Source organism: Pantoea sp. IMH (assembly GCF_000599885.1).
Lineage (GTDB): Bacteria > Pseudomonadota > Gammaproteobacteria > Enterobacterales > Enterobacteriaceae > Erwinia.
Map to the genome: position 1 here is coordinate 24050 of NZ_JFGT01000005.1, position 19704 is coordinate 43753.

Here is a 19704-nt window from a genome sequence, read left to right on the forward strand (position 1 = left end):
CTTGCTTTGGCCCGGTGTTTTGAGTCACGTTGGATGGCGTGAAAAGGGAACTTTTTCAGGCAGGATAAGCCTTTCTTAATAATTTTACTGGTAGCGACCGTTTCTATTACCCCATAGAACAGGGACAGTTATGTCTAATTCCTGCCAGCCAGAGACAGGTGAATTTCGCGTTAATACCCAGTTAAGCCTGCATGCTGGCGAAACAGGCAGGGAAACGGAATCACCGCTGAAATTACGGGCGACTACCGATTGTAGCCCTGGACAGCAAAAGACGCTTTTATCTGAACACGCAAAATTAAACGTCAGTAAAAATAACCTTAACAGCGCCCTTTCTGAATACTCTCCAATAATTAATCCTGCCGTAGAAAACACCCTGACCGGTGACAGCAGTGAAGAAAACGTCAGCCTCTCCTTCAGTAAAATAAAAGTCTTCGTACCTGAACAGATGGCCCGCCAGATCTCCCCGCTTAAAGCCATGCATAACCTGCAAGCAAACCTGCCGGATAGTATCAGGCCAGACTGTGAAATATCGGCAGCAGGTTGTCAGGATGCTGTGGAGGCGGTCCTGGCGATGACGCTACGTCTGGTCTTCACTGGAAAATATCGCCTGGCTACCGGAACAGAATTTGACCGTACACAAGGAGTGCGCGCATGAGCAGTAATCCCCCGATAAGATTCAGCCACAACCATCACCAGTTGTCGGTGAAGGGATGTGACGCTGAGCTTGATGTGCTGGCGTTTGAAGGCGATGAGGCCCTGAGCAGGCCGTTCCGTTACCGCATTGAGTTCACCAGCGGCGACCATGCCATCACCAAAGAAATGATGCTGATGAAAGCGGCTTCCCTGACGCTGCAGGCCCCGGTAGACCAGGGCTACGGCATCAAAATGCAGCAGCCGGTACGGGTGATTCAGGGCGTGGTGACGGGCTTTGAGCGGCTCAGTACCTCAAAAGATGAAACCCATTATGCCCTGAGGCTCCAGCCACGTCTGGCGCTGCTTGACCGTTCGCATCAGAACGCCATTTATCAGGATATATCGGTCCCACAAATCGTGGAAAAAATCCTGCGCGAGCGTCACAACATGCGCGGTCAGGATTTTTTGTTCTCACTCTCAAAAGAGTACCCGCGCCGTGAGCAGGTGATGCAGTACGGCGAGGACGACCTGCGCTTTATCACCCGTCTGCTGGGGGAGGTCGGTATCTGGTTCCGCTTTACCACTGATACGCGCCTGAACATCGACGTGGTGGAATTTTACGACAGCCAGCAGGGTTACAAGAAAAGCCTGACCCTGCCGTCGGTGCCGCCGTCGGGACAGCATTCAGAAGGTGTGGATTCGGTCTGGGGGATGGAGAGCCATCATAACGTGGTGCAGAAGCAGGTCAGCACCCGCGATTACAACTACCGCCAGGCCACGGAGGAGATGAACGCACAGGTGGATGTGACCCGCGGGGATACGACCACTTACGGTGAAGCCTACCATTACGCCGGTAACTATCTGACGCCGGGAAGTCAGTATGACCGCAATCCGGCCCCGGAGTCCGGCGCGTTTTATGCCCGCATACACCATGAGCGCTACCTGAATGGCCAGACGCAGACTCATGCCATTACCAGCTGTCCGGTGCTCTCCCCCGGTCAGGTGCTGAAAGTCACCGGCGGCTACGAAGTGGCAGAGGTATTTGCTCATGGCGTGGTCATCACGGCGATGCACAGTCATGCGCGGCGCGATGAGGACTTCGGCGTCAGGTTTGACGGCATCCCGGACAGCACTGATTTTAGTTTCCGTCCTGAGCCAGGCGCACGCCCGGTGATGGCCGGCACCTTACCGGCCCGCGTGACCAGCACCACCGAAAACGACACCTACGGCCATATCGATAAAGACGGGCGCTACCGCGTCAGCATGCTGTTTGACCGCGACAGCTGGGAGACCGGGTTTGAAAGTCTGTGGGTGCGTCAGTCACGGCCGTATGCCGGGGACACTTATGGCCTGCACCTGCCACTGCTGGCGGGCACCGAAGTGGCGATTGGCTTTGAGGATGGCAACCCGGACCGGCCCTATATCGCCGGGGTGCTGCACGATTCGGCGCACCCGGACCATGTCACCATCCGCAACTACAAACGCAACGTCCTGCGCACGCCAGCGAACAATAAAATCCGCCTCGATGATGAGCGCGGCAAAGAGCACATCAAGGTCAGCACCGAGTACGGAGGCAAGAGTCAGCTCAACCTCGGCCATCTCGTCGACAGCGAGAAGCAGAAGCGCGGTGAGGGTTTTGAGCTCAGAACCGACAGCTGGGGAGCTATCCGGGCGCAGAAAGGGCTGTTTATCAGCGCTGACGGGCAGGTGAAGGCGCAGGGCCAGGTGCTGGAGATGGGGCCGGCCCTCACACGGCTTTCTGCTGCTTTAGCGGAAATGCAGTCCCTGGCGGCCAGCGCACAGCAGGCACAGGCGCTGGCCGCGGATGTCAGGCGCCAGCAGACACTCCTGAAGCAGAAAATAGAACAGCTGCATGAGGAGGTTATCCTGGGCAGTGCGCCAAAAGGAATGGTACTGGTGAGTGGCGAAGATATGCAGCTGTCGGCCAGCGATAACCTGACGCTGACGGCGGGCAGACAGCTGGATGTGGGGGCGCAAAAAGACTTCACGCTGGCGGCCGGAAAACACCTCAGCCTGTACAGCCGTGAAGGCGCAAAGCTGTTCAGCTCGCAAAACGATATAGATATACAGGCGCAGGGCGGGAATATCACCACCTGGTCGACGCAGGACACGCATATATCAAGTGGCAAAAAAATGGTCGTTACGGCGCAGGATGAGCTGACACTGGTCTGCGGCGGTGGCTATATCAGAATCAAAGGCGGAAACGTTGAGATAGGCGGTCCGGGCAAACTGCTTGTTAAGAATACAGGGATAAAGAAAGCGGGCAGCGGGAGTATGCAGGGCGTGATGAAGTCGTTTGCGCCAGAGAGTTTTGATGAGAAGTTCAAAATAACCCATGGCCTGACACAGGAGCCATTAGCTAATCAGCGTTATCGCATTAAATTACCGGATGGGAAATTAATCGAAGGTGTGACGTCTGAAACAGGTGAAACATCTTTAGCTCAATCGCAAGTAACTGATGATATGGAAATCACATGGCTGGAGAGAATCATTAAATGAAGAATAAAACATTGATTATTATCGCGGGTGTTTGCACATTATTTATTGTTGGGTTAATTATATTATCAAATTTGCCTACTGTTGGTGGCAGTTTTGGCTATGGAATGCCCCGTCCGGTGAAAGCGGATAATGATGACAGAGTCGTGGTTACGGATGCCCCGCCGCAGGTGGTGTTCCGGATTGACGATCACCGCTATCTGACACTGGAGAACTATATCGCCTGCGATAAAAGCGGGCAGATTTATTACCATGATACAAATTTGGGAATTAAGACAAGGATTGATACGGTTAATCGCGATTACTATAAGGATGACGGAACTGTTGTAAAAAACTATCTGGTAGGCGATGAGCAGATTCAGTTAAAAAATGTAGAGAATGGCATTATGGCGTATGGAGGTATATTGCTTTATGATGCTACCAATGGGGCGCTCGCTTTTCCTTATGTCAATAATACATGGAGTGGGTGTGATAATAATCGGGGGTGTTATCAGGGAGCGATGGTTTCAACTGATGAGGGAAGAACATTCTATAGTCGTATCTATGAGAAATCTTTTAATGGCCCAAGTGTTGGGACAGTTATTACTGTCAGTAATGAAGCGTTCTACAGAGGGGAGGATTACGGCTATGGTGTGAAGAGAATACCTTTTATTTATGGCAAGAATCTTACGGAAGATATTACTGAAAACAGAGATGTCAAATTTGATAAGGGAACCCTGAAAAACAGAAAATATGGCACACGTTTTCATTGTGATAATAATATCAAGCCAACAAAAATTCGATTTGTAAAATTTAAAAGGGAGGTGGAAAGTGAGCAATAACAGCGCTGAGCCAACCCGCGTACTGGAAACCTGTATTGATGATAATGGCCGACCTTCCTGGAAAAGCTTTACATCTCCTAAATCAGTGAAAGTTCGTGGAGAATGTCAACTTCCACCTCATTTACCCGGGATTATTATTTTTGTCCATGGTGTGAACTCCACCGGTGAATGGTATGAACTTGCGGAAAAAAATATATGCGCAGGATTAAATGAGCGGCTCGGACTAAATGATACCAGTTTCAAATTGAAAGAAAATGTCTACAGCTGTGATGGCGGCTCACCCGACAAGGGATTCAGACGGCTAGTACAGGAAGGGCGATCTCCGGTCATCCGGTTTTACTGGGGATATCGTTCTGCTGAAGGGGAAGAGGGGAAATATAAAATTCCGCTGGTAAATATCCGTAACGAAGATTACCACCAGCTTATTGCTGAGGGAGTGCCTGAGGAAGAAGTCCGTAAAAAAGGCCCCTTTTTCTGGGGTGGGGGTCCGTTTCAAAATGGCACCACTCAGCTGTTGTCGCTGTGGAGTAAAGAAGGGTTTAAGTCAAAAGTCCTGGGCGTGGTGCCTGTACAGGAATTTGCCCCCGATCTGGATCGGTTGTTGACTGATGCCCCGCCAAGAGAATACTACGCCCATGCAGCAAAGCGTCTGGCGGATTTAGTGGATCTCATTCGTCAAGAGTATCCCCATGATACGGTAAGTATTATTTCTCACAGTCAGGGAACGATGATTGCGATGGCGGCAACAGCACTGGCCAAAAAAGCGCCTGATGCGTTGTTTATTCTTAACTCTCCCTATGCGATGGAGGCCAAAATAACGGACAGCCTGGCTCTGCCAGCAAATGAAGTCTCGTCGGATAATGCCCGCAGTCAGACCCTGTCAGCAATAGTGGATAAGATTGCCGCGCAGGCCGGGAGGTTAAAGCCGGAAGATTATATTGCGCTATGCGTGGGCAAAACGGACGATAAAAAACGCTGGGCTCCGGATGTGACATTGTCCTCATCTGATAGTGATACAAGAATTCCGGAACGGGATAATCATGGTCGTTTTTATATTTACTGTAACCCCCATGACAGAGTCATGGGCGCAAGTCCTTTGCTGAGCCTTGGCTGGCAGGGCTTAAAAAACAATCCTGATGGGAGCCCCCACCCTTTGCTTGAACAACATAAAGGGCACCTTTACCAGCGTATTCTGGCGCGCTGGCTACCCTGTGGTGATACCCCGAATCCCAGAACTTCTTTTACCCCAACGGATGGCAAGCCGTTCTGGGATGATGATGGCGACTGGTTAACCTATAACAATCCAGGATACTGGACTCTGGATATTAATGGCGAAAAGGCCCCTAAATCAATTAAAGTGGCTGACTTAACTAAGTTAGGATTTGACCAGACACGCGGTGGTAAGAAAGAAATGCCAGGTGAAAAATATGGCTATGGCTGGGGGCAGCTTGATAAAGATGCTCATGAAAAAAATAATTTAGATATCCCCAATGACGATACCTATCAGAACTATATTAATCTATACCCGTTTGAACAGGTTTTAACAGGCTATGAACAGTCAGGTTATACCCGAATTCCCCGTTACCGCCGTGAAACGCTAGAAGAACGAAATAATAGGCTGGGAACATATATCTCTCAGCCTACGGATCACAGCACTTTACCTACAAATGGAATGTTTATGAGTCGGGTTGTTGCTTATGATATTCCAGTCGGGTTTTGTGATGCCAGCCGTAATAAAGCCTTTATGGCAAAATTAAGGGACGTTGCTGACTGGATACAGGGTTATGACAATTATATGGAAAAAGGGGTTTTAAATGTACCCCCAAAACCTGACATCATAAATGATGAGTCTGTTTCTGATGTTACTGAAAAAAACAATCGCAGTATGGGGCGACCCGTAGCTAATAACCATTGGTAAAAGGAATTAACTAAATGGGTAAATATGCCGTCGTTTTAGGAGATGCCACCTCGCATGGTGGCAAAGTAACGTCAGCCTCATCCAGTTTCGATATATCCGGTAAAAATGCCGCACTTTTGAATGATACCGTCAGCTGCCCGGAACACGGCACAAATAAAATCATCGAGTGCGATGTTTCTGCATATGAAGAAAACGGGCGTGGAATTGTATTACATGGCTGTAAAACGCAGTGCGGTGCAAGCGTTATAGCCAGCATGCAGGATATGGAGGTTGGCTGATGGGATGGTCTCTGCCGGAGGTGCCTGAAAAAGAGCAGGCACCAGCCTGGTCGCCGTGGGTTTGTCTTTTGATTATTGTCCTGGGGCTTTTTATCGGGTTGCTTGTGGCTGTTCTGAAATCGCCAGTTGCCGGAATGCCTTCTCTGGGCAGTGGATACTGGTTACCACTGACTATCCGGACATTTGCAGGCATTTCGGTAGCCATCGCTGTTTACAGTTTCTGGTGGGAAACGCTGGCAATTCGCGTCTGGAACTGGAACGAATGGTGCCGGAGTATGCGTCTGATGTGGCGCAGACGGGCAAATCAGCACCTCGTCATTCTCAGTCATGTTTTTATGCCCGCAGACACAGGTTTGTTGTCCCGTCTTGCCCATACGCAGGTGGGGGAGGAAGCAGAAGCACCTCCTTTAACGCTGTTTCCGGAAGAACCGATTACGCCAGGTATTTCACGTTTTGAGCAACTCTCCCGCCATCTCATTTCCAGGATGAAGTCCGCGCTGTTGCAGCGATATCCCTCGGGTCCGCTACAGATTATTGTTCAGACTGGCGGGAGCGATAAAGAGCGGGAATCGCAGTTATTCCGGCGTATCTGGACGGCAGAAGCCCTGCCCTGGAAAGTGGATCTCCATTTTCAGGATACCGGTTCATCTCCCGGTGACTGGAACCAGTATGTGGAAGCGGCCAGACGACCCGTACTGGTACTGGCGATGCACTACCGCCAGCCCGATGATGTTCAGCCTGAATTTGCCAGCGGATTGTTTTTGATGCCGCCATCGATGCTGAATCCGGGTGAGCAAAAAAATGCGCTACGGTTATTCCGGGCGATGCCGCTCAACACCAGTATGCTTGCAGCTGAACTCAGTGAATTACGGGATATGGCCCTCACGCCTGCCAGCAAAAAACTTCTTGTCTGGCACAGCGGACTGTCAGATGCACCACGACAGTCAGTGAGCAGGGTGCTGAATGATCTGTCGGTCCCACTGTATGATGGCATCGGCACTGGCGGCGTTATTGATTATGACACCGCATGCGCTCCCTATGGTGATCTTGCCGGCTGGGCAATGATTGGGGCTGCGGCTGAGATGGCCGCTTACGGACCTGCCTGCCAGTGGCTTCTTCTCGAAGGTGACGATGATGCCTGGGCTGTTACGCTCGGAAACATCGCGCCGCTTGCAGGGCCTGATCATCTGGTTGCTCCGCCTCCCTTTCCGGGAGGCTCTGTTCTGGTGGCATTACTGCTTAATGTTGGGCTGTACTGCCTGATGAATCGCTATTTCCCTTCAGTGTCTTTTTCCTGGTCGGGGATTATTCTCCTGCTGCTGGCACTGGTTGTGACATTACCCGGAATTGCTTTTGTGCTGAGATGTGCCATTGCCCGTCTTCAGTGTCCTGTATTTATCAAGGCTGCACGTCAGTCCGGAAAGGAATAACCGGCATGAAAAAGGTCTCAAAATTCCTGGGGACGGGACTTCTTATCCTGCTCGTCATTCTTCTGGTGTTCTTTGTTCTTGCACAAACAACCCAGTTACCCTCTGCAGGTGATGAAAATATATACTGGTATACAGTGGCAGGCTTTGTAGCCCTGACCGCGCTATTAAGTACTGTCATTTTTTTTACGTTGTCCGCGCAAAAAAATTCCTCTCCTGTAACGCCGGATAACAGCAAGGATGACAATGAGGAAAAAACGCCAGATTTGTATGATTTTCCAGCACTCAACAAACACCTAAAAGCTCGCTACACCCTCTTCTGGCGCCGCAAGGTCCGCCTGCTGCTAATCACCGGCGATGAGACGGCGATAGAACAGCTGGTTCCCGGCCTGCAACAGCAGCAATGGCTTGAAGGCAACCGCACCGTTCTGATTTACGGCGGCAGTCTGACTGCTGAGCCCGATAAGGAGAAATACACTGCGCTGCGTAAACTGCGTCGCGGGCGCCCACTGGACGGCATTGTTCGCGTCATGCCACAGTTGCTTAATCTGACCCCACAAATCAGCGACAACGATTTACGCGGTCTGGAAAAAATCAGCGAACTGCTGCGCTATTCCGCACCGGTCTGGCTTTGGCAGCTGTGCGACAGCGCCTGGTCGCAGGCAAAACGCACTGAACAGACGGTAGGGGCTACTTTCCCGCTGCGCGCCAAAGCAGACGATGTTATCCGCCAGCTTGAACTGATGCTGCCGGCCCTGCGGTTGCAAGGCGTGAGTCAGGTCGCTGAGAACAACAGCCACGACTTCCTGCTGCGCCTGGGCCAGCACCTCAAAGACGGCGGTATTGCCCGCTGGGCTCAGCAACTGCTGCCATGGCTCTCTGTCTCCCAGCAGCGTGTTCCGCTGCGTGGCCTGATGTTCAGCCTGCCGGAGAATAAATCCGCTGATACCTTAGAGGGAACAGCTGGTGCTGCACCTACCGACACTGAGAAATATTTTCCGGAATCACAACGCCATGCGCTGACCCTGCCGGTGACCTGGCAGGGGATCGTTGAGGACTGTACCCGCGTGCGTGGCCGCCGTGTCGGCATGGCATGGGAACAGACGCTGGCCTGGACGCTGATGGCTATTATCGGTGCCTGGGGGGCGGGGACGCTGCTGTCGTTTGCGGTCAACCGCCTGCAGATTGTCTCTGTGGCGCAACAGGCGCATGCTCTGGTGGAGCATCCTTCCGTATCGGATTACCAGCTGACAGCGCTGCATGAACTGCGTAATGACGCCGGCCGCCTGCAACACCATATTCAGGAAGGCGCGCCATGGTATCAGCGCTTCGGTCTGGACCATAATCAGCAGCTGCTCGACGCGATGCTGCCCTGGTACGGCGTGGCAAACAACCGTCTTATTCGTGACCCGGCAAATGAGGCGCTTAAGCAGAAGCTCAGCGTGCTGGCAAACTCTGCGCCCAATAGCGATCAGCGTGCGGCACTTGCGAAACCGGGTTATGACCAGTTGAAAGCCTGGCTGATGATGGCCCGCCCGGATAAAGTGGATGGTGCGTTTTACGCACAGACCATGAAGGATGTTGAACCGTCCCGGACAGGTATCTCAACCGGCCTCTGGCAAAGCCTTTCCCCGGATCTGTGGGCCTTTTACATCATCGAACTGCCTAAGCAACCGCAGTGGAAAATCACCCCGGACATGCAGCTGGTCAGCCAGAGTCGTCAGGTGCTGTTGCAACAAATCGGACGTCGTAACGCTGAAAGCTCGCTCTATCAAAACATGCTCAAATCCGTGCGTCGTAATTTTGCTGATGTGTCTCTGGAAGAGATGACCAGCGGCACCGATGCGCGGCGACTGTTTACCACAGAAGAGGTGGTGCCGGGCATGTTCACCCGCCAGGCCTGGGAAGGCGGTGTTCAGCAGGCTATCGAAAAGGCCGCAAACTCCCGCCGGGATGAAATTGACTGGGTGCTGAGTGACAGCCGCAAAGCTGTCTCCTCAGACCTGACGCCGGAAGCCCTGAAAGCACGGCTGACGCAGCGTTACTTCACCGACTTTGCCGGCAGCTGGCTGGGCTTCCTTAACAGCCTGCGACTTAATCCGGCAAACAACATTGCTGACGTTACCGACCAGCTGACGCTGATGAGTGACGTCCGGCAGTCGCCGCTGATTGCCCTGATGAATACCATTGCCTGGCAGGGGCAGACTGGCCAGCAAAGCGAAGGGCTTTCAGATTCCATCATCAAATCGGCTAAAGACCTCATAGGCAGACAGGACAAACCCGCGATTGACCAGTCTGCGTCAGGCCCACAGGGGCCGCTCGATGAAACCTTTGGCCCGCTCCTTCAGCTTCTGGGTAAAAACAAAGGCAGCAACGTGATGTCGGCTGACACTTCACTGAGCCTGCAGACGTATCTGACCCGCATCACCCGGGTGCGTTTGCGTCTGCAACAGGTAGCCAGCGCTTCGGACCCGCAGGAAATGATGCAGGCCCTGGCGCAGACCGTGTTCCAGGGCAAAAGCGTGGACCTTACCGACACGCAGCAGTACGGCAGTCTGATTTCGGCAAGCCTTGGCGAAGAGTGGAGCGGATTCGGCAACACCCTGTTTGTGCAGCCGCTGACCCAGGCCTGGGAGACCGTGCTTCAGCCATCGGCAGCCAGCCTGAATGATAAATGGCGCCGTTCGGTGGTGGCGAACTGGCACACCGCCTTTGACGGGCGCTTCCCGTTTGTCGCGAGCAAAAGTGATGCCTCTTTGCCGATGCTGGCTGAGTTTGTGCGTAAGGACAGCGGGCGTATTGAACGCTTTCTGACGACAGAGCTCAGCGGTGTGCTGCACAAAGAGGGCAGCCAGTGGGTGCCGGATAAGGTCAACAGCCAGGGGCTGAGCTTTAACCCGGCTTTCCTGCGGGCGATTAACCAGCTGAGCCAGCTGTCAGACATTCTGTTCACCGATGGCAGCCAGGGCATCAGCTTTGAGCTGCAGGCACGCCCTGCACCACAGGTAGTGGAAACGCAGCTGACCATCGACGGTCAGAAGCTGCATTACTTCAACCAGATGGCCGACTGGCAGAGCTTCCGCTGGCCGGGAGACACTTACAAACCGGGGACGATGCTGACCTGGACTACGGTCAACGCCGGTGCGCGTCTGTTCGGGGATTACGGCGGGACCTGGGGCTTTATTCGCTGGCTGGAGCAGGGTAAACGTCAGCAGCTTGACCGCAGCCAGTGGATGATGAGCTTTACCGCCCAGGACGGTCGCACATTGCAGTGGGTGCTGCGCTCACAACTCGGAAAAGGTCCGCTGGCGCTGCTGGATCTGCGCGGATTCACGCTGCCGGATCAGATATTCAGTGTCGACAGCGCGGCCACGGCTCAGGCGCCGATGGCCAGTGCCGGAAACAGTGACATGGATGGAGTTGAATAATGAGTACTTTGCAGAGTCCCGTCTCTGCCTTTCTGGGAAACTAACATCACTTGTGGCCGCAGGCATCGTTGCGCCCCAAAAACTGGCCTCACCATTAAGAAGGCGCAGAATGAAGGATCGGAAAATCGCCCGGTATATTGAGCTGTTACAGGATTAACTGAGAACGGCAATGGCCTCTTTAAGAGGGGTTAATTCCCTTCGCGCATTGAACTGCCTGCTGCTCCCGCAGCATTTTATACTGCCTGTAATAAAAGTGCTTCAACTCTAAGGCACTTTTCCGCCGCCAGAAAACCCCCGAAACGCCTTCTCCCGTCATCCTCGCCGCGCTTAATTCGCGCCGCGTTTTTCTTATGACCGTTTTGCGTAAACTGCGCCTTTCTTATATCGCTACGGCAGCATATTCCTCTGCCGGATCAGGTATAAGCAAAGTGTATCGTTCAAAAATGAGGCACTTAGCGGTCAGCTTCCGGTGTTTTTTTCCGGAGCTTATCGCTGCGCTTTAGCCAGATGGCAGGCTTTTTATGTGGTTAACGACGATTCCCTCATGCGTTTACCCTGGATTTGGCCAAAAAGCGTTTTTTTTATATTTGCTTGCTGTTTCTCACACTCTGTGTAAATACCTCACAGTTGTATTGACGTTCACGGCAACAGTTGACAAATTGATGCCTCAGTGAACAAAAGAAGCAGAATTGTCTGATGCTTTTTTACCGCATCCCGACAGCCCTGCTGACCACTCGTCACCGATGCCGGAAGGCATTACGTCGGGGCCGCCATAAAAAAAACCAGGCCCCGCGTCAGTACATACAACACAACACCACATCACAATTGGAGCAAAAGCATGCGTATTTCCCTGGCCAAGACAGGAATGCTGAAGGTCGGTCTGAGCCTGATCGCCCTCACCGTTGCCGCTGGCGTCCAGGCTAAAACCCTGGTGTATTGTTCTGAAGGTTCCCCGGAAGGTTTTAACCCGCAGCTGTTCACCTCCGGCACGACGTATGACGCCAGCTCTGTACCGATCTATAACCGTCTGGTGGAATTCAAAACCGGCACCACCGAGCTGCAGCCTGGCCTGGCAGAGAAGTGGGACATCAGCGAAGATGGCAAAACTTACACCTTCCACCTGCGTAAAGGCGTGAAGTGGCAGACCACCAAAGAATTCAAGCCGACCCGTGACTTCAATGCCGACGATGTCGTGTTCTCCTTTGAACGTCAGCTGGACGAAAAGAACAAATATCACGGCGTCTCTGGCGGCAGCTATGAGTATTTCGAAGGCATGGATATGCCCGCGCTGATCAGCAAAATAGAGAAGGTGGACGATCACACCGTGCGCTTCGTGCTGACCCGTCCTGAATCGCCGTTCCTGGCTGACCTGGGAATGGATTTCGCCTCGATCATGTCCGCAGAATATGCCGATAATATGCTGAAGGCCGGTACCCCACAGCAGATCGACCTGAAACCAGTGGGTACAGGCCCGTTCCAGCTGGTGCAGTATCAGAAAGACTCCCGCATCCTGTATAAGGCGTTTGACCAGTACTGGGGCACCAAACCTAAAATCGATCGCCTGGTCTTCTCCATTACCCCAGACGCGTCCGTGCGCTACGCCAAACTGCAGAAAGGCGAGTGCCACGTTATGCCTTATCCGAACCCGGCCGATATTGCGCGCATGAAGGAAGATAAAAACATCAACCTGATGCAGATGCCGGGCCTGAACGTTGGCTATCTGTCGTTCAATACCGAGAAAAAACCCTTAGATAACGTGAAGGTTCGCCAGGCGCTGACCATGGCGGTGAACAAACAGGCGATCATCGATGCCGTCTATCAGGGTGCAGGCCAGACCGCCAAAAACCTGATCCCGCCAACGATGTGGAGCTATAACGACGCGGTAGAAGACTACGCCTATAACCCGGAGCAGGCGAAGGCGCTGCTGAAAGAAGCTGGTATGGCTGAAGGCTTCTCTATCGACCTGTGGGCGATGCCGGTACAGCGTCCGTATAACCCGAACGCCCGCCGCATGGCGGAGATGATCCAGAATGACTGGGCGAAAATCGGCGTGAAAGCCAAAATCGTCACCTACGAGTGGGGCGAGTATCTGAAGCGCGCCAAAGCGGGTGAACACCAGACCGTGATGATGGGCTGGACCGGTGATAATGGGGATCCGGATAACTTCTTCGCGACCCTGTTCAGCTGTGCCGCGGCGAAAGATGGTTCCAACTATTCGCGCTGGTGCTACAAGCCGTTTGAAGATCTGATCCAGCCAGCCCGTGCTGAAGCAGATCACAACAAACGTATTGAGCATTACAAGCAGGCTCAGGTCGTGATGCATGACCAGGCACCTGCGCTGATCATCGCGCACTCCACCGTGTATGAGCCAGTCAGCAAGAAAGTGTCGGGCTATGTTGTCGATCCTTTAGGTAAACATCACTTCGAGAACGTTGATATTCAGGAATAACCGTGACCGGATGCAGGGTTAACTGACCGACTCGCACGGCGTAGCGCCTCGTCCCAGGCGATAAGCGATGGGACGGCGCTGATGCGCCCTGTGTGGGGACGGTCACCTGCACCCCGATAAGCGTTTCTGAAGTCATTCATTGAATTCATTCAATAGTTGTTGGGTAAAGGCGCCTTCACCGGCGTCGCGGGGGAGTTCGCTCTGCCGCAAGATGTGAGCAAATATAATCTCGCCGGTTACGAGCCGGCGGGAACTTAATGAGAATCCGGAATATGTTGCAGTTCATACTCCGACGTCTGGGACTTGTCATCCCGACGTTTATTGGTATCACCCTGTTAACCTTCGCGTTTGTGCATATGATCCCGGGTGACCCGGTGCTGATTATGGCTGGCGAACGCGGTATCTCTCCTGAACGCCACGCGGAGTTACTGGCCCAGATGGGGCTGGATAAACCACTGTGGCAGCAGTACGTCTCCTACGTTTACGGCGTGCTGCATGGCGATCTGGGGATCTCCCTGAAAAGCCGCATCCCGGTCTGGGATGAATTTATCCCACGCTTTAAGGCGACGCTTGAACTGGGCTTCTGCGCGATGATTTTTGCCGTCGCTGTCGGTATTCCAGCGGGCGTGCTGGCTGCGGTAAAGCGGGGCTCGCTGTTTGACCATACCGCCGTGGGCATCTCACTGACTGGCTACTCCATGCCGATCTTCTGGTGGGGCATGATGCTGATCATGCTGGTTTCCGTGCAGCTTGATCTGACGCCCGTCTCCGGTCGCATCGGCGATACGGTGTTCCTGGATGACACTCAGCCGCTGACCGGTTTTATGCTGATCGACACCTTATTCTGGGGTGAAGAGGGCGACTTCCACGATGCGGTGATGCATATGATCCTCCCCGCCATTGTGCTGGGAACGATCCCGCTGGCTGTGATTGTGCGTATGACCCGCTCCTCCATGCTGGAAGTGCTGGGCGAAGATTACATTCGTACCGCCCGTGCCAAAGGCCTGACGCGTATGCGGGTGATTGTGATTCACGCCCTGCGTAACGCCATGCTGCCCGTGGTGACCGTCATCGGTCTTCAGGTGGGGACGCTGCTGGCCGGTGCCATCCTGACCGAGACGATATTTTCCTGGCCGGGATTAGGCCGCTGGCTGATCGATGCCCTCCAGCGCCGCGACTACCCGGTGGTCCAGGGTGGCGTGCTGATGGTGGCGACGCTGATTATTCTGGTCAACCTGCTGGTTGATGTGCTTTACGGCGTGGTTAACCCGCGCATCCGTCATAAGAAATAAGGGGGCCAGGATGTCTTTAGTTGATCCAGGCAGCGTGAGCGCTGCACCCAAGCCTATGACCCCTGTACAGGAGTTCTGGCACTATTTTAAACGTAACAAAGGTGCCGTTATCGGCCTGGTTTACGTCGTTATCATGTTTTTAATCGCGATTTTCGCGAACTTTATTGCCCCGCACGCGCCATCGGAACAGTTCCGTGACGCCCTGCTGCACCCGCCTGTCTGGCAGGAAGGCGGCAGCTGGCAGTACATTCTGGGTACTGATGATGTGGGCCGCGACGTGCTGTCCCGCCTGATGTACGGCGCACGTCTGTCGCTGCTGGTTGGCTGTATGGTTGTGGTGCTGTCACTGATTCTGGGCGTTATTTTCGGCCTGATCGCCGGCTATGTCGGCGGCGTGACGGACGCCATTATTATGCGTCTGGTCGACATCATGCTGGCGCTGCCAAGCCTGCTGCTGGCGCTGGTGCTGGTAGCGGTCTTCGGCCCCTCAATCGTGAACGCTTCTATTGCGCTGACTTTTGTGGCGCTGCCGCACTATATCCGTCTGACCCGCGCCGCGGTGCTGGTGGAAGTGCACCGCGACTACGTTACCGCGTCAAACGTGGCTGGCGCAGGCGCGCTTCGTCAGATGTTTATCAACATTCTGCCTAACTGCCTTGCACCGCTGATCGTGCAGGCTTCGCTGGGCTTCTCCAACGCGATTCTGGATATGGCCGCGCTGGGCTTCTTGGGTATGGGGGCGCAACCGCCAACGCCGGAGTGGGGCACCATGCTCTCCGACGTGCTGCAGTATGCGCAAAGTGCCTGGTGGGTCGTCACCTTCCCTGGTGTCGCGATCCTGCTGACGGTGCTGGCATTTAACCTGATGGGCGACGGTTTGCGTGACGCCCTCGACCCGAAACTCAAGCAGTAAGAGGCACCTGATGGCGTTATTAAATGTAGACAAACTGTCGGTGCACTTCGGCGACGAAAAAGCACCGTTCCGTGCGGTTGACCGCATCAGCTACCAGGTCGAACAGGGCCAGGTGGTGGGCATCGTGGGGGAATCCGGTTCCGGTAAATCGGTCAGCTCGCTGGCGATTATGGGGCTGATTGATTATCCCGGTAAGGTGATGGCGGAAAACCTGGAGTTTAACCAGCGCGACCTGCAACGCATTTCCGAAAAAGAGCGCCGTCAGCTGGTGGGCTCGGAAGTGGCGATGATTTTCCAGGATCCGATGACCAGCCTGAACCCGTGCTACACGGTTGGCTACCAGATTATGGAAGCGATCAAAGTGCATCAGGGCGGCAATAAGCGCACCCGCCGCCAGCGTGCAATCGATCTGCTGAATCAGGTGGGCATTCCCGATCCCGCCTCCCGTCTGGACGTTTATCCGCACCAGCTTTCAGGTGGGATGAGTCAGCGCGTGATGATCGCGATGGCCATCGCCTGCCGTCCGAAACTGCTGATTGCCGATGAGCCGACGACGGCGCTGGATGTGACCATTCAGGCGCAGATCATTGAACTGCTGCTGGAGCTTCAGCAGCAGGAGAATATGGCGCTGATCCTGATCACCCACGATCTGGCGCTGGTGGCTGAAGCCGCCCAGCATATCATCGTAATGTATGCAGGCCAGGTGGTGGAAACCGGCAAAGCGGCTGATATCTTCAAAGCGCCGCGTCACCCTTATACACAGGCACTGCTGCGTGCGCTGCCGGAGTTTGCCGCAGACAGGGCGCGTCTGGCGTCGCTGCCTGGCGTGGTGCCGGGCAAGTACGACCGCCCGACCGGCTGCCTGCTTAATCCGCGCTGCCCGTATGCCACCGACCATTGCCGCGCTGTCGAACCTGAATTACGCGATATTCCGGGGCGTCAGTCCAAGTGCCATTATCCTCTGGACGATGCCGGGAGACCAACTTATGAAGCCTGAACACGATAACTCGTCCCTGCTGATGCAGGCGATCGATCTGAAAAAACATTATCCGGTGAAGAAAGGGATTTTTGGCCAGGAGCAGTTGGTGAAAGCGCTGGATGGCGTCTCTTTCAACCTTGAGCGCGGTAAAACGCTGGCGGTGGTGGGCGAGTCAGGCTGTGGAAAATCCACGCTGGGTCGCCTGCTGACGATGATAGAGACGCCGACGGAAGGTCAGCTCTTTTATCAGGGGCAGGATCTGCTGAAACACGATCCCGAGGCGCAAAAGCTGCGCCGCCAGAAAATTCAGATCGTTTTCCAGAACCCCTACGGATCGCTTAACCCACGCAAAAAGGTGAGCCAGATCCTGGAAGAGCCGCTGCTGATCAATACCGATCTGAGCAAAGCCGGACGCCGGGAAAAAGTGCTGGCGATGATGGCCAAAGTGGGGCTGAAAACGGAGCATTACGATCGCTATCCGCATATGTTCTCCGGCGGCCAGCGGCAGCGTATCGCCATTGCCCGCGGCCTGATGCTTGACCCGGATGTGCTGATCGCCGATGAGCCGGTTTCCGCGCTGGACGTATCGGTACGCGCCCAGGTGCTGAACCTGATGATGGATTTGCAGGAAGAGCTGGGCCTCTCCTATGTGTTCATCTCCCACGATCTCTCCGTGGTGGAACATATTGCCGATGAGGTGATGGTGATGTATCTGGGCCGCTGCGTGGAGCGGGGTACAAAGGAAGCGATTTTTGCCAACCCCCGTCATCCTTACACCCAGGCCCTGCTCTCGGCCACGCCGCGTCTGAACCCGGACGATCGGCGTGAGCGGATTAAGCTTACCGGCGAACTGCCAAGCCCGCTGAACCCGCCACCGGGTTGCGCTTTTAACGCGCGCTGCCGTCGACGCTTTGGTCCCTGTACCCAGCTTCAGCCTCAGCTGAAACAGTATGGCGATCAGCAGATTGCCTGTTTCGCCGTCGATCAGGATGAAGGAAACCCGGTCAACGTCTGAGTGCGCACTCTCTCTCTGGCCCGCCATTAACGGTACGGGCCAGCTTTTGCCGTTGCCTCCCCGCGCGGCAAAGCCCTCACTTCTGCGCTCAGGCGCCCATTTCATCTTTTAATATAACAATTATCCTGTTAACGCCATCAACTCAGACTGGCTTAAGGACATTTTGGCGCTTTTTTTATCCTGCTGGCCTCAATATCCATAGAAAGCGTGTGAGTACAGTCTCTTCCGGCGCACTTTTCAGAAATTTGCGAGCAAGGTTGCAGATTGTTTGTTAAGTTTAACTTAAGCATTGCCTGAGCGGGGAAATGACGTTAATTCAGTAAGAATTAACAAAAAATAGCGGTCTGAGAGAAATGTGTTAACGCCGCTCTGATAGTGATGTTAACCCCGGTAATAAGCGCCAAGATTAACGCTTCGGGGCGTCATCGGAATGTTTAATCCTTGAGAGTAAATTATTTACTGAACCTGGCATTTTTAACACTAAGATTAATCTGATGAAAATAAAAATTGTATGTTATATTGCCGCGAAATTTCCCCACTCTTCGCGACTGCTTCCATGAAAAGCTATGACGATCTCCAGCGTTTTAAAGAAAAAACGCAAACAAACCATATCGAATTCAAGGATATGTCTGAACAGACGAAACATTCAGACGGTGCAGGCTGGGCGATAATCCAGCAGCTGAAAGAGGAGGGCGCCGGGCATGGCCTGGGCAACGGCCAGCGCGTTGACGTGACGGCTCCCCAGCCCGTAACGGAAGATATTTTCAGAACGGCTGCCGTGCCTGCGCCAGCGCAGACACGTCAACCCCAGTCTGAGCAGATAACGCCGCCGTCTCAACGCCCGCCTGAGCAGGCCCAGCCGCAGAGCGTAGCCGCTATTCTCGCGGCGAAACCGGCCGCTCAGCCTGCCGGATCGCTGCTGGAAACGATCTCCGCCTCGTTAAAACCGGCCAGGGCGGATGTGATAACGCCAGCAGAAACGGCAGTAACGCCTGCAAAAGAAACCTCTGCGCACCAGGAGGCGTCGCCTTCGCTTTTTACTGCCACCGCCTCGTTCCCGGCGACAGGCTCGCGACCTGTGGCATCGCCGCTGGCTGCCGCAGTGTCGGCTGAGCAGCCCCGTTTTAAACAGTTATTCAGCGCGACGCCGGACACGCCGCCAGATCTGCTGCCGAAAGAGACGCTGCTTCAACCTCTTCTGGAGAGAATTGCCCTATGCCGCTAGTTTGTGTTTGTTCTCCTAAAGGGGGCGTCGGTAAAACCACCCTTGCCGCGAACCTGGCCTACACCCTGGCGCGCGGCGGCAGTAAAGTGCTGGCGATTGATTTTGACGTCCAGAACGCCCTGCGCCTGCATTTTGGCGTACCGCTCTCAGACGGGCGCGGCTTCGTGGCGAAGTCTGCTGAGTCCCCCGACTGGAGCCAGTCGATTCTGACCACCGGCGGGAACATTTTTGTGATGCCCTATGGCGACGTCACTGAAGAGCAGCGTGTTGAATTTGAAGATAATTTAGCCCGTGACCCTAACTTCCTCGCCCGCGGGCTGCACACCGTTCTGAACTATCCGGGACTGGTGATCGTGGCTGACTTTCCTCCCGGCCCCGGCCCGGCGCTGAAGGCGCTGACCGGCCTGGCTGATTTGCACGTTGTGGTGATGCTGGCCGACACCGCGTCGCTCTCGCTGCTGCCGCAGATTGAGAATGAGAAAATGATTGGTGGTCCGCTTAATCATCGTCTGGGCCACTACTTTGTACTGAACCAGAGCGACAGCCGCCGTAATATCAGCCGTGACGTGACGGCGTTTATGCAGCAGCGGCTGGGTGACAGGCTGCTTGGCGTGATCAACCGTGATGAGAGCGTGGCGGAAGCCAATGCCTCGCAGCAGTCAATCTATGACTTCAGCCCGGTCTCCGCTGCCGCCTTTGATATTGAAATTACCGGTAAACGTATTTCCGCCCTGCTCGATATCAAAGTCGGCGATGGCGAGATGCATGCCCCAATAAGATCACGTTAAACAAGCGTTTGACCGTCCGGT

General features: G+C 54.2%; 14 protein-coding genes. All 14 read left to right on the top strand.

Annotation, left to right across the window (positions count from 1 at the left end):
* Positions 1–130: 130 nt before the first annotated feature.
* Positions 131–655, top strand: coding sequence for a type VI secretion system contractile sheath small subunit (locus EA20_RS19610; protein WP_024966386.1), 525 nt, complete (start codon positions 131–133; stop codon positions 653–655).
* On the top strand, positions 652–3153 hold the full coding sequence (locus tag EA20_RS0108335) for a type VI secretion system Vgr family protein (RefSeq protein ID WP_024966387.1): 2502 nt from the start codon (positions 652–654) through the stop codon (positions 3151–3153). The genes EA20_RS19610 and EA20_RS0108335 overlap by 4 nt, the downstream gene beginning before the upstream one ends.
* Complete coding sequence (locus tag EA20_RS19965) at positions 3150–3971, top strand: hypothetical protein (protein WP_024966388.1); 822 nt, start codon at positions 3150–3152, stop codon at positions 3969–3971. The genes EA20_RS0108335 and EA20_RS19965 overlap by 4 nt, the downstream gene beginning before the upstream one ends.
* Complete coding sequence (locus tag EA20_RS0108345; RefSeq protein WP_024966389.1) at positions 3961–5889, top strand: alpha/beta hydrolase; 1929 nt, start codon at positions 3961–3963, stop codon at positions 5887–5889. The genes EA20_RS19965 and EA20_RS0108345 overlap by 11 nt, the downstream gene beginning before the upstream one ends.
* Positions 5890–5903: 14 nt before the next feature.
* Entirely contained in the window at positions 5904–6167 is a 264-nt protein-coding gene (locus tag EA20_RS0108350; RefSeq protein WP_024966390.1) for a PAAR domain-containing protein, read from the top strand.
* Positions 6167–7597, top strand: coding sequence for a hypothetical protein (locus EA20_RS0108355; RefSeq protein WP_024966391.1), 1431 nt, complete (start codon positions 6167–6169; stop codon positions 7595–7597). Before EA20_RS0108350 ends, EA20_RS0108355 begins: the two co-directional genes overlap by 1 nt.
* Positions 7598–7602: 5 nt before the next feature.
* Entirely contained in the window at positions 7603–11022 is a 3420-nt protein-coding gene (locus tag EA20_RS0108360; RefSeq protein WP_024966392.1) for an ImcF-related family protein, read from the top strand.
* Positions 11023–11860: 838 nt separating this feature from the next.
* On the top strand, positions 11861–13471 hold the full coding sequence (gene dppA / locus EA20_RS0108365) for a dipeptide ABC transporter periplasmic-binding protein DppA (protein ID WP_024966393.1): 1611 nt from the start codon (positions 11861–11863) through the stop codon (positions 13469–13471).
* Positions 13472–13743: 272 nt separating this feature from the next.
* Positions 13744–14763: a dipeptide ABC transporter permease DppB gene (dppB, locus tag EA20_RS0108370; protein WP_024966394.1), complete on the top strand. Its 1020-nt coding sequence runs from the start codon at positions 13744–13746 to the stop codon at positions 14761–14763.
* Positions 14764–14773: 10 nt separating this feature from the next.
* On the top strand, positions 14774–15676 hold the full coding sequence (gene dppC / locus EA20_RS0108375) for a dipeptide ABC transporter permease DppC (RefSeq protein WP_024966395.1): 903 nt from the start codon (positions 14774–14776) through the stop codon (positions 15674–15676).
* A 10-nt stretch (positions 15677–15686) separates the two neighbouring features.
* Complete coding sequence (gene dppD / locus EA20_RS0108380) at positions 15687–16673, top strand: dipeptide ABC transporter ATP-binding protein (RefSeq protein ID WP_024966396.1); 987 nt, start codon at positions 15687–15689, stop codon at positions 16671–16673.
* Positions 16663–17670, top strand: coding sequence for a dipeptide ABC transporter ATP-binding subunit DppF (dppF, locus tag EA20_RS0108385; protein WP_024966397.1), 1008 nt, complete (start codon positions 16663–16665; stop codon positions 17668–17670). Before dppD ends, dppF begins: the two co-directional genes overlap by 11 nt.
* 556 nt (positions 17671–18226) lie before the next feature.
* Positions 18227–18895, top strand: a complete 669-nt coding sequence (gene bcsO / locus EA20_RS0108390) for a cellulose biosynthesis protein BcsO (RefSeq protein WP_024966398.1) — start codon at positions 18227–18229, stop codon at positions 18893–18895.
* Positions 18886–19683: a cellulose biosynthesis protein BcsQ gene (gene bcsQ, locus EA20_RS0108395; RefSeq protein WP_024966399.1), complete on the top strand. Its 798-nt coding sequence runs from the start codon at positions 18886–18888 to the stop codon at positions 19681–19683. Before bcsO ends, bcsQ begins: the two co-directional genes overlap by 10 nt.
* Positions 19684–19704 lie beyond the last annotated feature (21 nt).

Coding starts and splice junctions, on each gene's coding strand:
- EA20_RS0108360 (WP_024966392.1), top strand. CDS start 7,603: ATGAAAAAGGTCTCAAAATTCCTGGGGACGGGACTTCTTATCCTGCTC.
- bcsO (WP_024966398.1), top strand. CDS start 18,227: ATGAAAAGCTATGACGATCTCCAGCGTTTTAAAGAAAAAACGCAAACA.
- EA20_RS0108355 (WP_024966391.1), top strand. CDS start 6,167: ATGGGATGGTCTCTGCCGGAGGTGCCTGAAAAAGAGCAGGCACCAGCC.
- dppB (WP_024966394.1), top strand. CDS start 13,744: ATGTTGCAGTTCATACTCCGACGTCTGGGACTTGTCATCCCGACGTTT.
- dppD (WP_024966396.1), top strand. CDS start 15,687: ATGGCGTTATTAAATGTAGACAAACTGTCGGTGCACTTCGGCGACGAA.
- EA20_RS0108350 (WP_024966390.1), top strand. CDS start 5,904: ATGGGTAAATATGCCGTCGTTTTAGGAGATGCCACCTCGCATGGTGGC.
- EA20_RS19965 (WP_024966388.1), top strand. CDS start 3,150: ATGAAGAATAAAACATTGATTATTATCGCGGGTGTTTGCACATTATTT.
- dppA (WP_024966393.1), top strand. CDS start 11,861: ATGCGTATTTCCCTGGCCAAGACAGGAATGCTGAAGGTCGGTCTGAGC.
- bcsQ (WP_024966399.1), top strand. CDS start 18,886: ATGCCGCTAGTTTGTGTTTGTTCTCCTAAAGGGGGCGTCGGTAAAACC.
- EA20_RS19610 (WP_024966386.1), top strand. CDS start 131: ATGTCTAATTCCTGCCAGCCAGAGACAGGTGAATTTCGCGTTAATACC.
- dppF (WP_024966397.1), top strand. CDS start 16,663: ATGAAGCCTGAACACGATAACTCGTCCCTGCTGATGCAGGCGATCGAT.
- EA20_RS0108335 (WP_024966387.1), top strand. CDS start 652: ATGAGCAGTAATCCCCCGATAAGATTCAGCCACAACCATCACCAGTTG.
- dppC (WP_024966395.1), top strand. CDS start 14,774: ATGTCTTTAGTTGATCCAGGCAGCGTGAGCGCTGCACCCAAGCCTATG.